This window comes from Oerskovia flava, assembly GCF_026163685.1.
Taxonomy (GTDB): Bacteria; Actinomycetota; Actinomycetes; order Actinomycetales; family Cellulomonadaceae; genus Oerskovia_A; species Oerskovia_A flava.
In genome coordinates, this window is the sequence record NZ_JAOXSR010000009.1 from 146,880 (window position 1) to 159,884 (window position 13,005).

Here is a 13,005-nt window from a genome sequence, read left to right on the forward strand (position 1 = left end):
GCTAGCTCCTCTGCTGTGAGCCGCTCTGCCGACGGCAGATCCGCCCCTGCCGGCGCCGGTTCCGGGGGCACTGTGGAGGCATGAGCGAGACATCGAAACGACCGCAGTTCACGGAGACCGTCCGGCGCGAGCTCTACGAGCGACGTGTGCTCGTGCTGGACGGAGTGCTCGACGACGACAACGGGGCGCTGCTGGCGACGCAGCTCATCACCCTGGCGACCGAGGACCAGTCAGCGGACATCTCCCTGTGGATCCACTCACCCGGTGGGTCGGTACCCGCGATGCTCGCGATCCGGGACGTCGTGCGCACGATCCCGAACGACGTCTCGACGCTCGTGCTCGGCATCGCGTACAGCGCCGGGCAGTTCCTGCTCTCCGGGGGCACGAAGGGCAAGCGCAAGGCCCTCCCCCACGCCCGGGTCCTGATGCACCAGGGGTCCGCGGGGATCGGCGGCAGCGCCGTCGACATCGAGCTGCAGGCGGACGACCTGCGCCACACCCGGGACACCGTGCTCGGGCTGATCGCGCGGGACACCGGGCAGCCGGTCGAGCGGGTCTTCGAGGACTCGCTGCACGACCACTGGTACACCGCCGAGGAGGCACGCGAGTACGGGTTCATCGACACGATCGTCCAGTCCTTCGACGACTACAAGCCGCGGAACCAGATCACGCCGGGCTTCAGCGGCGCGGTCGGCGGAGGTGCCCGATGAGCAGCTACACCATCCCGAACGTCATCGCGCAGCACCCTCGCGGCGAGCGGGTCATGGACGTGTACTCACACCTGCTGACCGAGCGGATCGTCTACCTCGGCACCGCGATCGACGCGGGGGTCGCGAACGCGCTCATCGCCCAGCTGCTGTTCCTGGAGTCGGACAACCCCGACGCCGACATCCAGCTGTACGTGAACTGCGAGGGCGGAGACCCGAGCGCGGCGCTCGCGATCTACGACACGATGCGGTTCATCCGTCCGCAGGTCGCGACCACGTGCGTGGGGCAGGCGGTCGCCGTCGGCGCCGTCCTCCTCGCCGCCGGCGCCCCCGGCAAGCGGGCAGCCCTGCCGCACGCCCGGATCATCCTCCACCAGCCGGCGGCCCAGGGTCGCGGGACGATCCCGGACCTCATCCTGCAGGCCGACGAGGTGGTGCGGATCCGCGCGGACATCGAGGACGTCCTCGCCCGGCACACCGGGCAGAGCGTCCAGACGCTGCGCGCCGACACCGATCACGATCGCGTGTTCACCGCCGCAGCCGCCCGCGACTACGGCCTGCTCGACCACGTGATCGAGCAGCGCTGACGGGGGTCAGGCGGCCAGTGCGACGTCGGACCGGCTGAGCGAGGCGTGCGAGGTGGACGGACGCTGCGCCGCGATGAGGCTCTCGGCGATGTCGAGCGTGAGGTCGACCAGCGCGATGTCCAGGGCGCCCGTCACGGCGGCGATCATCTCGCTCGACGGCTCCTTGAGACCCCGTTCGATCTCGGACAGGTACTGCGGGGAGACCCCGGCGCGACGCGCGATCTCGCCCAGCGTCTCGCCGCGCTCGTGCCGCAGGCCACGCAACCGGTCACCGAGCATGTGCCGCCACAGGGGCTCACGCGGCTTCTTCGGCTCGGGAGGTGCCGCGGCGGGCAGCTCGGCAGCACTTCGAGGTCTCACGGTCACGACGTCTTCGGCCATGGTCGATCGTAGGACGGCGGCCGGGCGCGTGGCAGCAGGATCTGCTCACAGCAGAGAAGCGCGCCTACCGAGTCTCGACCGGCCGGTCATGGAACGTTCGCCAGCACCGCGAGTCCGACCGGCGTCGAGCCCTGAGTGAGCTCGAGGATCTGTCGGCGGATCCGGGGCTCGTGGAGCAGCTCCGCCAGGGTGGCGGCGACGTCCTGACGTGAGATCTCGTCGTGGGGCTGGGCAGGACCGAGCGATACCGTCCCGATCCCGTCGCGGTCGACGAGCAGGGACGGCCGAAGGATCAGCCAGTCCAGGTCGCTCATGCTGACCGTGACGTCGATCAGCTTCTTCACCGCGAAGTAGAACTCCACCTCGTCGCCGAGGGGCTTCCCACGCTCGGCCTCGGGAAGCACGGACACCAGTGCGAAGCGACGCACACCAGCGAGGCTCGCCGCCTCGAGAGCCTTCACCACACCGTCGCCGTCGATGGCGGCCGTGACCTCCCGCGGACCGCCGTTCGACCCGGCGGTGTAGACGACGGCGTCCACCCCGGCGAGAAGGGGCGCCAGCGAGTCGGCGGTCGCGTCCGCGAGCTCGGCCACGTGCGCCCCGACTCCCCGGGCGGAGAGCTCTGCTCGCTGCTCCTCACGGCGGACCAGTCCGACGACGTCGTCGCCACGGTCGATCAGGTTCTCCGCCAGCAGCCGACCGACGGCACCGCTGACACCGATGACGAAGACCTTCATCGGTCCGCTCCCTGCCGCACGGGTCCTGCGGCGGTCCGTGGACACGCCGGGTGGCGATCGGGCGAACGGGTCGGCGAGAGCAGACCTGCCTGGGAAAGGTGAGCGCGGTACGGGTGCATGCTGCCAGGCTGCCCGTCGCGGCCTGGCCTTCGCGTCGGTAGACGCCACCGATCTTCTGGTGGGCCGCACCGGCCCCTCGGGGACGCTGGAGCTCCGCACGCGTGCCTCGAGAGGTCGCTCCGGACAGTGGTGGCCTACGTAGTTGTCACCGATGCGAGGGCTCGACCGCCGGTGCGAGCCTGACGACGTCGCTCGGGCCGGGTATCCGGACCTGCGCGCAGGACGCACCGACCATCAGAAGGCAGGAGACCTCATGGGCACCGACCGCGTGCTGGGCGGACGCTATGAGCTCCGTGACGTCCTCGGTCAGGGTGGGATGGCCGTCGTCCACCTGGGTCGTGACGTCCTTCTCGAACGCTGGGTCGCGGTGAAGGTGCTCCGCAGAGACCTGGCCCGCGATCCGCTGTTCCGATCGAGGTTCCGGCGGGAAGCGCAGACGGTCGCCGGCCTCAACCACCCCGGCATCGTCTCCGTGCACGACGTCGGGGAGGAGCACGTCGCAGGCAGCCGGGCGGACGAGCCGAGCGTCCCGTTCATCGTCATGGAGTACGTCGCCGGCCCGTCGCTGCGGGACCTCCTCCGCGAGGGCCCGCTCGCACTGGAGGAGTCGATCCGGAATCAGGTGGGGGTCCTGTCGGCGCTGGAGTTCAGTCATCACGCGGGCGTCGTCCACCGCGACATCAAGCCCGCCAACGTCATGGTCACGCCCGACGGCGGGATCAAGGTCGTGGACTTCGGGATCGCGTCTGTCGGTGGTGATCCCGGCGCTACGGCGACCGAGGCCCACGCGTTCCTCGGCACCGCCCAGTACCTGCCTCCCGAACAGGTGCACGGGGAGGTCGCCGACGCTCGGAGCGACCTGTACTCCGCGGGTTGCCTGCTCTTCGAGATGCTGACCGGACGGCCGCCCTTCGTGGGTGACGACCCGGTCGCCGTCGCCTACCAGCACGTGCACCAGGACCCACCGCCAGCCAGCGACTACCGCTCCGAGGTCCCGCCGGCAATGGACACGGTGCTGCTCACGGCGCTCGCCAAGGACAGGAACGACAGGTTCCAGAGCGCTCGATCGTTCCGGGAAACGCTCCGGTCCGCAGCGACGGGTAGGCACCGCGGGGACGACGACTCCGGGGACGCGTCGTGCGACGTCCTCCCGTTCCATCCGTCCTGGCACAGCACCACGACGTCCACACGATCGGCTTAGGAGAACGTCAGACATGAATCCCGTCGAACAGCTCATCATCAACTTCCAGGAGCTCGTCGCCCAGGTACCCGAGGTCGTCCAGCCCTTCATCGTCATGCTCGCGGGCGCGATCCCGTTCGTCGAAGGTGAGGTAGCGGCCCTCATCGGCGTTGTCGGTGGTCTCCCTCCCGTCGTCGTGGCCATTGCAGCCGTCACGGGGAACTTCCTGTCCGTGCTGTTCGTCGTCGCGGTCACCGCACGCGCTAGGACGGCTGTCGTCGATCGACGATCCCGCCTGGTCCGCGTGAGCGGAGCTGCGGGAACGGGGCCGAGCGTCGAGGGGGACCCCTTTCAGGACACCGTGACCAAGAAGCCAGAGTCCAAGGGGCGTCAGCGCTTCAACAGGTGGCTCGTCCGTTTCGGCGTCCCCGGCGCGAGCATCCTCGGCCCTCTCGCCATTCCGACCCAGATCACAGCGGCGATCCTCGTGGGCGGCGGAACTCCCCGCCGGTGGGTCCTGCTCTGGCAAGCCGTCGCCATCATCCTCTGGACGACCGTCGCCACCGTCTCGATGTGGGCCGCGCTCACCTACGTCGTGGACGTGTCGTGAGCCGTGTCCGAGCAGCAAGCACGACCACTTCCAGGCGCCAGTCATCCCCGATACGCTCATCCGCAGCCCGGCTCGCGGGCGAGCGCGAGGCGGATTAGGAACTGAAGGTCCGGCACGACGAAGGGATCTCACGTCCGCAGAACTCTGCGGACGTTAAGCCATTCAGTCGGCGGTAGCGGTGGGCTTGGATGGTCGGCTTCGACGTCGTAGGTCGCAACTGGAGGAAACCGCTCTTGACCTGCGGTGATACTCAGGAGCCGCTTGGACTGGCCTGCGTCTTGGAGCACGCGAACTGTCGCCAAAACGGAGGGAAAGAGGTGGGTCATCCGTCTACAGGCGGAGGGATGCAGAGTCAGCCCTCCTCGGCGATACAGCCGACGTAGCCTTCGGGGCGAAGCCCAGGGGCGCCACCAAATACCCATGGGCTGACCTGCGCTTACGCACGAAATCGGACGGTGTAGCTCTCACCACGCGCCACCAGATGCACATGGGCCGGCCGAGCGGAGCGCGCCCGCTGCGGCAGGTGGCCAGACTCTCGCGGCAACGCCCTACGCAGCCGGGCCGGCGCCACCAAATACCCATGGGTCTGACCTGCGGAGATGCTCCCACGGACGCTCCCGGACACACGATAGCGCCACCAAATACCCATGGCCTCCGGAGCGAGAGGCGCCGACGCGCGGACGGTTGGTAGGCGGCAGCGGTACGCAAAGGGCTACGGGCGCCGCCCGCCGTGACCGTCCGCAGATTACGGAGCGCAACCCCGGCACCGCTCCCAAGCGACGACGCTGCGACGGCCGGGCAGCGCGGTCGAGCGGTGGGGTGCGCGTAGCGAGCGGAGCGCGGGGTCCCACCGAGCGGCCGTGCAACCGGACGCCGCGGCGTCGTCGCCTTCGGCGCGATGAGGTGTGGGGCCACCAAATACCCATGGATGACGCGCGGCAAGCCGCCGCGCGTCGTCCTCGCGTCCGTGGCCGACACCGAGCGGGCGCCCAGCTCGGGGCGCGCGCTCCTTGAGTCAGTAGGGAAACTCCTCACGCCACCGCATGAGGAAACGCAAAAAACCGCGGCACAGAGTTAGGTCCGTTCCGGGAGTCGACCACAACTACACAGACCCCTTCGCGAGGAGCGTCAGGGCGATCCTCCGCACTCGGCGACGGCATCCTCCGTGGTGCCGGACTCCCTCATGGCGCGGAGCGTAGGCCGTATCATGGGCTGCAGACAGGATGACCAGGTCCGACACAAGGGGCGTCAATGGCGACCAAGCGGTTCTTCATCTCCCATGCCGGACCGGACAAGCCTATTGCCCTAGAGTTGAAGGACCAGTTGCACGGTGACGCTTGGGTCGATCTGCACGAAATCGACCTTGGCGACATTCTCTGGCACGAAATCAGCGACGGCATCGAGGCCGCCACGGACTTTATTCTGCTCTGGTCGCGCCACTCCGCCGCATCGAAGTGGGTGCAGTACGAGACAACGCTCGCATTCACTCGCTATCTCGAAGACAGCGCCATCGCGCTTCGCATTGTTTGCCTTGATGACACCAAACCTCCGCTTCGGTTCCGGCCCTTCTTGCAAGCAAGGAACGCCAAGACCGCCCACGAAATTGCGGCTGCTCTCAGTCGAACAGCTCCGGCGCCCGTTCCAAGGCGCCGCTTCTTCAACCGCAATGATGAGATCGGGAGGATTGAGGAGCTCCTATATGACTCAGAACACGTAGCCGTTTGGATATGCGGAGTACCGGGAAGCGGTAAACGCTCTCTTGCACGCGAAGCACTACATCGACTCACCGCTGGATCCGGCACAGTTGCGACCATTGTGGTCACTGAGGGAACTGCAGAGCCAGAACTAAACCTGAAACTAGCTTCCGCTGTACACTCAGCACCCGCAGACTCGGATGCCGACCTGACCACACTTGTGGAACATAGTCACGGTCTCATTGCCGACTTCGTCGATGCTGGGGGCGTACTAGTATTCGAGGACGCCGAGCACTGGATCACGGAGGACGGCTCATATGGTCGCCTCGCCGCTCAGGTCGTCGACGCCGTCTACAAGACTGGCGAGAATACCGATCGACTCATCGTCTTCACATCACGCAGACGCCCAAAGGCGCAGCAGGCAATGGCAAGCTTTTACCTCCAGGGTCTTGCCAACAAGCACGCACTACCACTTCTTCGATCCCACGGGGCGATCGGGAGTGACCCTGAGTTGACAGAGATTGCGAAAGAACTCGACGGACACCCTCTTGCCCTCGAGGTAATCGCACCCCAATTGCCACTCGCGCACAAGGCCCTGATAGACAAGCGTCATGAGATAGCCACCGACCTCATCGACCCAGCGCGCGTCGCGGCATCGACATGGCATCTTCTTGAGGCGCTCTCTCTCGTAGACGGGCCACTAAGCGGCGAGGATCTTGCATCGGTGCTTGGCCTCTCTGCGGAGGACTTCAACGCTGCCGTCAATGAGGGCACTGAGTATTCGCTCGTTCGGATCGGACACTCAAGAACCCTGAGTCTTCACCCACTGCTCCGAGACTACTTCTTGCGGTCTTATCGTAAGAATCCGGAGTACACGGAACGGACCAATGCCCTAGCCAACCTGCTCGTCGCGCGCCTCTCGGCGATCTCGACGACAGACGACACGTACGTCGCAACTCTTCTCTCTACCGTTAAGGTTCTTGGTCTGGCCGGTCGCCTCGGCGAAGCCCGTGATCTTCGACAAGGGCTCATCGGAACGCTGTATCAGACCGGGCTCGAACTGTTTCAGGAGCGGAGGTACGACTTGGCCCTGCAGCACCTACAGGAGAGTCTCACAGGAAACGCCGAGATCGACCTACCTGCTAACCAGGTGATCATCAAGACCCTGGCTAGTCTCGGGCGGCTTCCTGAAGCGCGCGAAATTGGAGACCAGCTCGTTGCTGAGAACCCACGAAACGGCGCCGTTCTTCGTGATCGTGGGCGGGTCGAGCAAATTGACCGAAAGTGGCGAGAGGCTATTCAGTGGTACGAGCGAGCTATCCCGTTCCGCAGGAATGCCGCACAGCTCTATGCAGACATCGCACAGGTTCGGATTCGGCTTGAGGATTGGCCCGGAGCCGCAGCAGCGGCAAAGACAGCAATAGATACGGGCGGTGACACGCCCTACGCCCTCTCCGTTTACTCGCAAGCGCTGGAAGCGCAAGGGCTGTTCCCTGAAGCCAAGGAGATGATGAGCCGCGCGGTCCGCCGCGAGCCGAATAATCCACGATACCGCCATAGACTGGGCCGAATCGCGCTAAGACTTAACGATCGACCCCGGGCAATGGAAGAGTTCAAGCGCACGATAGAAATTGATCCGAGCTTTGTTGACTCGCGACTCTCGCTAGCCAGCATGCAGATCGACGACGGCGCAGTCGAGGATGCGAAGATCTCTCTAGCGGCCGCAGAGAAATCTCCGAGTGCGCCCCGGGCAGTGGTACTCAACGTTCGTGCCAAACTCGCACTGGCGGAGCGCGACCTGTCGGGAGCGCAGGCGACCGTCGATGAGGCTCTCAAGGCGCAACGTGATTCACAGAATCTCGCGCTAGCAATCAGGATACTGATTGCACGAGGGGAAGCAAGTGAATTGTCGGTGGGACAGGCCGCCGCGCAGGTGAAGTTGCTTGCCAAGGAGTTGGATAGCACCGGTGGCCTCGCGCTGGTACTGGAACATTCGCAGCGCCACCCGAAGTACTTCGAATAACGAGCACTTGTGAATCTGCTGCCAACAGCGGGTCCGCCCGATCCATCTACGAAAGGAACTTGAGAGCGCCGTTTCGGCCTCTTCGCAGTGCGACGGCTTCATTGACCGGTGTAGCGAGCCGATGCGCGTCAAAGTGTCTGCCAGTACTAGCCGTACAGGACCACGCCTGTCATAGGCAGTTGACCCTCCTGTGTGATGTCTGCACTCCGGCAATCCAGGCAGGAGCGCCTAGGTCGACGTGCGTCATCTGAGTTGAGCCACTTAATCTTCGTTCGCATCAGCGACTTCGACTCGACGACTTAACAGCGCCTCAACTAGAGCGGACCGCGCCGTGCGAGTTCGCTCAACCTCTTCTGCTACCGCCGCGACCTGGCGGTCAAGGGCGTCGATCGCGTCAGCGATCTCCGCCTGCACGGCTGGCGGCGGGACAGGCACGGTCATGCGGGCGAGGTTGTCCCTGGATACGCGCACGACCTTGGTATCGGAGTACACATGCTGCACCTGTTCGCGCAAGCCCGGTGATGCAAAGAGGTATGCGGCGAAGCGCGGCTCGAGCGAATGGTTGAGAATGTACGCGTCGTCGTGGACAGCGACCGGCTCCTCTCCACACCAAGCAACCGCCTTGAGCACACCTTCCACGTTCTCACTGGTTCCTGCGATCACCAGGTCGCCCGGTTCTGCGAAGCGCAACCTCGAACGCATCGTCTCCGGCAAGTGCGAGACGACTTCCCGCGTGTAGGCCCCGAAGTCCGTGTGGATCTGTGAGTAGTGGATACAGCCGATGCCTTCGGGTACATAGTCCGCTTTGACGAAGCGCTTGCCTCGCGTGAGCGGACCTAGCTTCCCAACGGGAAGATCTTCCCAAGTCTCGTCCCGCCGCTGAAGGAGCTCATGCAATAGAGCGGCGCGAACAGCCCCGGTCGCCTCGATCTCGCCCTCGAGAGCTCCGATGGTCTTATCGACAGCCGAGATGACAGTCACGATACGTTTCTGAACCGGCACCGGCGGATGCGGGACTTGCCACGCCTCGAAGTCTGGCTCCTTCCAACGAGCCCTGCCATCTCGACCCTCCCTGAGGCCGTCGATCTGGTCAAGCGTGGCTCGGTTCGAGAAGCACAACACCAGAAAACGCGAATCCAACGCATCCGGGTCAACTTTGTAGAGCGGGAACTCATTTGTAGCCAACGCACCATCGAGCTCGGGAGGCACTACTGCAAAGGGACCGTTCTGAGCGTCGATACGGCAGAAGACGAAGTCGCTCTCGCGGGCGATGCCGAGGGACTTGGTCTTCGGCCTGCTGGGAGGACGGAGGTACGCGCCCTTCCCGTACCACCGGACACCCATCGTGTCGTACTCGGTCTCGGGCTCGACCGAGACCTTCTCCCGACTCCGAGCGACGTGCTCACCGACGGTAGTCAGAGGCCACTCAGCCATCGAATCCTCCGATGCCAGCTTCTGTCAGCACTGCATCCATTGCGGCCTGTGCTTCTTCCCGGGTCGCGCGCGCCTCCTGCCAATCCGCGATCGCCGAATCCAGATCGTGCGACTCGGCCTGTGGCCACGGATTGGGACAGACGCCACGCGCCACCAACCGGCCGGAGTCGGTGAAGATCGGAGTACGCCACGACCTCGCCGCCTCGTCCTCAACGCTGTCACGAATAGCTCGCCTAACGTTCCGGCTAATCGCCGGCCACGCCCCGGTGTCACGCCTGCCGTAGTGCACCTGCACCTTGTGGCCGTCCTCGGTCATGTCAACGAAGGTCACCAGTGCGTCCTGGGTATGACCAGTACTAGTCTTTGTGAAGCCAAAGATGGAGGTCTTTACGCCGCGGTTCTGTTCGAAAAAGAGTTGCTGCGGCATATCGATCACGAAGTCGAGACGAGCCCTGCCGAGAATCGCAAGGGCCGCCTTCTCGCTGCTCGCCTTCGAGAGGGTGTTGTTCGGCATGATTATGACGAGCCGACCTCCCTCCTCGAGGTACTCAATCGCCGACATAGTAAAGGGAATCGCAAGGTCATTCTCGTACGGGGGATTTATTATGCACTTTGTGGGCTTTAGGCTCTTGATATAGTCGCGTAGTCGGAGATCCGGGGCCGCGACAGCAAACGTTCTACCGCGCGTGACCAAAGAGTCCCGGAATAGGAGGTTGGATCGCCCGTCACCGTGGAGGAACATATTTGAGCAAGCCAGGGCGAATAGAATCGGATCGAGTTCAATACCAATCAGCTGGCGTTCATGAATGTGGTCGATCCGCTTCTCGTCGCCGTGCGCCTGGTCGACGAGTTGCTCCATCGCATCCATGAGGAAGCCCCCAGCCCCCATGCAGGTGTCAAGGACGACGTCGTCGCGAACGAGCGATGCCAAATCGACCATGAGGGTCTTGATATGGTCCGGCGTCAGGATAATATTCTTGTTATCCATCTTGCCTGCACGAGATAAGAACACCTTGTATGCTCGACCCAGGATGTCCCGCTTCGTCGCGTTCTTCGACGGCTGGTGAACTCGCTCGTCAATGTCACTAACGATCTTCTTGTACTCCGCCAGCGGAATATCGACCGTCTTGACGAACGCAAAGCGATCGCCCCAGTCAATCTTCTTCGACTCTGAGTTTACCTTCTTGACCAGCTGGCGACGGACGGCATCGATAACCTGGTTGTTGAGGTAGTGCGCCTCAACAAGACGTTCGTCTTCGGGCTTACCCATCGACATGTAGACATTGCGAAACTGCTGGTCGTCGAGCGCGATCATCAGGGCTGAAAAGAAGAGCGACCGTTCGGTGTCACGGACGCGAGAATCCTTGTGGAATCGCTCGTTTATCTGCACCAGGAACCGGCGCAGTTCGGCGTCAGAGAGCGGGTCGCCAAAGGCGGCGGTCTCATAGTGCTTCGTCAAGGCGGCGAGGCTTACGAGGCTGCGCGGCTCGGCGAGCTCCTCAATCTCGTCCGTACCGCCCCTGCGAAGGAAGTGGGTAACGCGAAGCGACTCCTGGGCCTGCCCGGAGACAGCGATGCCGACGATGTCAACATGCGGCACCGCGTTCGTAGTCATATAGCTGCGAATGTCAGCCTCGGCGGCCGCGTGGTCTGATTTGGGCCCTTGAGCGCCTGATTTGGCCTCTACAACAATAAGCCATGAGCCCATGTCCTTGAAGAAATCTGGAAATCCGTCAACCGTCGAAGTCGCGCGCTTGGACTGGAACCCGAACTTCTTGGGGATGTCACGCTTCTCTGTAAACGTTGAGGCCCCATAGAATTCACGGAACAGGTTCTCTGTCGTGCTCTCCGCCACGCGTTGGCTCCTCTAGATCGAAATGTATGCGGGAGGTAGGTTGGCCCCGCTGATGGATGTTCAAGGCTATCCCAGGCACCTTTCAGCGCCAGTAGTGGCTTGACCTTCGAGCCGCCCCAGCGCCCGAAGTCGTGTACCGGGCATAGCTAGACAAGTCTACTCTTGTAGCCTCTATCGACAAGGCGGCGATATGCTTCAAGTACGGATTGGGAAACATGCTGACGCTCGGCAAAGCCGGCTTCGGCGTATACCCAGATTCTCTGCGTATCGCCGACGAGCATGTTGAGGACCCGCTCTTCGTCACCGACCGAAGAAATGTATTCCTCAAGGGATTGCGCCCTAGCTGACCCGACGACGTCAAGACTGGGCCAGACCTTTCGGGAAGTTGCAATGGCTCTGCGTTGCTGGTACGGCCGACTGATGATCGTGGCTGACGCTGGACGCACCTCAAGTCGATCTAATAGCTCACGGGTGAAGGTGAAGTTCTCGCCGGTGTTTGTGGCGCGCGTCTCGGTGAGTATCGCGTCGTCTGGCACTCCGAGCTCCCTGGCCCGCGCGGTGTAGTGCACGGCCTCGCCACGAGGGAAGACGCCGACTGTCGTGGGTGCGTTCGCACCCGAGAAGACTATGAGGGGGAAACGACCCTCGTGCCAGAGCTCTGCGGCATGCTCTGCAACGCCGATGTCGTGGCTGCCTAGGCCAATCGCTATGTCGGTGTCCCGGGGCTCGTGGTGTAGCTGGTGGTAGTCCCAGAGGACCTGGGCGTCTTCCATCACGGTCATGCGAGACCTCTCATCAGTCGGGCATCGTGAAGGTGTAGGTCCATGCGAACCGGGAAGCCGCGTGGATGCCCTCGGCGTACTCGACAACACGTCCACCTCTGGTCTTGGTCGTTCGGTGCAGCACCATGACTGGTTCACCGACGGGCATCTCGAGCACGGCGGACTCGTTCGGCGTCGGCATGCGTGCCGTTAGTGTTTCAGTGATCTCGTCCGGCTCGAGGCCCTGCAGAGTGAGCACGGCGAATCCTCCCCCGCGCCCGGCGGGACCCGGCGATGGATCGGCGAGGGGCGTGCCCGCCACGTCCTCGGCACGGTAGTAGCTCGTGAGGGTGTGAGTGGGCTGGCCTTCGTGGCGTACGAGGCGCGCTCGCGCGTAGACCTCCGACCCGGGCTCAAGTTGCAGCGCGTCCGCCACGTGCGTCGGAGCCGTGAGCCGCTCCACCGTCTGAGTCTGGTCGTTCCGGTGCCACGTCTGCCCGTTGGTCTCGCGGTCGGCGACGAACGCAACGCGGTCACCGAACTTCCAGTTGCTCTTGGCGTAGCGCTCCATGCCGAGACGACGCATCGGAGGGCGCGACCGGACAACGGTTCCACGCCGACGCACGGGCGTGACGAGACCTTCGGACTCCAGAAGCGCGACAGCGTTGCGGACGGTCTTGATGTTGACCGCGTAGTCGCGGGCGAGGTCGGCTTGCTTGGGCAGCGTTGAGCCCGGCGGGTAGTCACCTCGATGGATGCCCTCCCGCAGGATACCCGCGAGCTCCCTGTAGCCGTGTGCCACAACCTCACCTCCTAGCACTTAAGGGTAGTGCTAACACCTTCGTCGACGACACTTGGAGAGTAGGGGTGGTTCTATCCATGCGAGTCTGCTACGTTCTGTTAGAACCACCTCTAT

The 13,005-nt window shown here is 63.8% G+C and carries 11 protein-coding genes; 5 read left to right on the forward strand and 6 right to left on the reverse strand.

The window, feature by feature from the left end; all coding sequences use genetic code 11:
* Nucleotides 1-80 precede the first annotated feature (80 nt).
* Entirely contained in the window at nt 81-710 is a 630-nt protein-coding gene (locus OHL10_RS14805; RefSeq protein WP_265522996.1) for a ClpP family protease, read from the forward strand.
* The gene (locus OHL10_RS14810; protein ID WP_265522997.1) at nt 707-1,294 is read left to right on the forward strand and encodes a ClpP family protease; all 588 of its coding nucleotides are present in this window, start codon (nt 707-709) and stop codon (nt 1,292-1,294) included. Before OHL10_RS14805 ends, OHL10_RS14810 begins: the two co-directional genes overlap by 4 nt.
* Nucleotides 1,295-1,300: 6 nt before the next feature.
* Here OHL10_RS14810 and OHL10_RS14815 read toward each other — a convergent pair whose 3' ends face one another.
* Together OHL10_RS14815 and OHL10_RS14820 are read right to left on the reverse strand one after the other, a co-directional pair.
* Nucleotides 1,301-1,675, reverse strand: coding sequence for a helix-turn-helix domain-containing protein (locus tag OHL10_RS14815; protein ID WP_425499018.1), 375 nt, complete (start codon nt 1,673-1,675; stop codon nt 1,301-1,303).
* An 86-nt stretch (nt 1,676-1,761) separates the two neighbouring features.
* Nucleotides 1,762-2,412, reverse strand: coding sequence for an NAD(P)H-binding protein (locus OHL10_RS14820; protein ID WP_265522998.1), 651 nt, complete (start codon nt 2,410-2,412; stop codon nt 1,762-1,764).
* A gap of 373 nt (nt 2,413-2,785) precedes the next feature.
* On the opposite strand from OHL10_RS14820, the gene OHL10_RS14825 reads away from it, so the two are divergent.
* From OHL10_RS14825 to OHL10_RS14835, 3 genes are all read left to right on the forward strand, one after another.
* Entirely contained in the window at nt 2,786-3,733 is a 948-nt protein-coding gene (locus OHL10_RS14825; protein WP_265522999.1) for a protein kinase domain-containing protein, read from the forward strand.
* A 13-nt stretch (nt 3,734-3,746) separates the two neighbouring features.
* The gene (locus OHL10_RS14830; RefSeq protein ID WP_265523000.1) at nt 3,747-4,322 is read left to right on the forward strand and encodes a small multidrug efflux protein; all 576 of its coding nucleotides are present in this window, start codon (nt 3,747-3,749) and stop codon (nt 4,320-4,322) included.
* Nucleotides 4,323-5,573: 1,251 nt separating this feature from the next.
* Nucleotides 5,574-8,039: a TIR domain-containing protein gene (locus OHL10_RS14835; RefSeq protein ID WP_265523001.1), complete on the forward strand. Its 2,466-nt coding sequence runs from the start codon at nt 5,574-5,576 to the stop codon at nt 8,037-8,039.
* 261 nt (nt 8,040-8,300) lie between these two features.
* On the opposite strand, the gene OHL10_RS14840 is transcribed toward OHL10_RS14835, so the two are convergent.
* From OHL10_RS14840 to OHL10_RS14855, 4 genes are all read right to left on the reverse strand, one after another.
* Nucleotides 8,301-9,473 (reverse strand): restriction endonuclease subunit S, encoded by a 1,173-nt coding sequence (locus OHL10_RS14840; protein ID WP_265523002.1) that lies wholly within the window; start codon nt 9,471-9,473, stop codon nt 8,301-8,303.
* Complete coding sequence (locus OHL10_RS14845) at nt 9,466-11,328, reverse strand: HsdM family class I SAM-dependent methyltransferase (RefSeq protein ID WP_265523003.1); 1,863 nt, start codon at nt 11,326-11,328, stop codon at nt 9,466-9,468. The genes OHL10_RS14840 and OHL10_RS14845 overlap by 8 nt, the downstream gene beginning before the upstream one ends.
* 146 nt (nt 11,329-11,474) lie before the next feature.
* Nucleotides 11,475-12,101, reverse strand: coding sequence for a YdcF family protein (locus tag OHL10_RS14850; protein WP_265523004.1), 627 nt, complete (start codon nt 12,099-12,101; stop codon nt 11,475-11,477).
* A gap of 22 nt (nt 12,102-12,123) precedes the next feature.
* Nucleotides 12,124-12,891 carry a GntR family transcriptional regulator gene (locus OHL10_RS14855; protein ID WP_265523005.1) on the reverse strand — a complete coding sequence of 256 codons (768 nt, stop codon included), beginning with the start codon at nt 12,889-12,891 and terminating at the stop codon, nt 12,124-12,126.
* Nucleotides 12,892-13,005 lie beyond the last annotated feature (114 nt).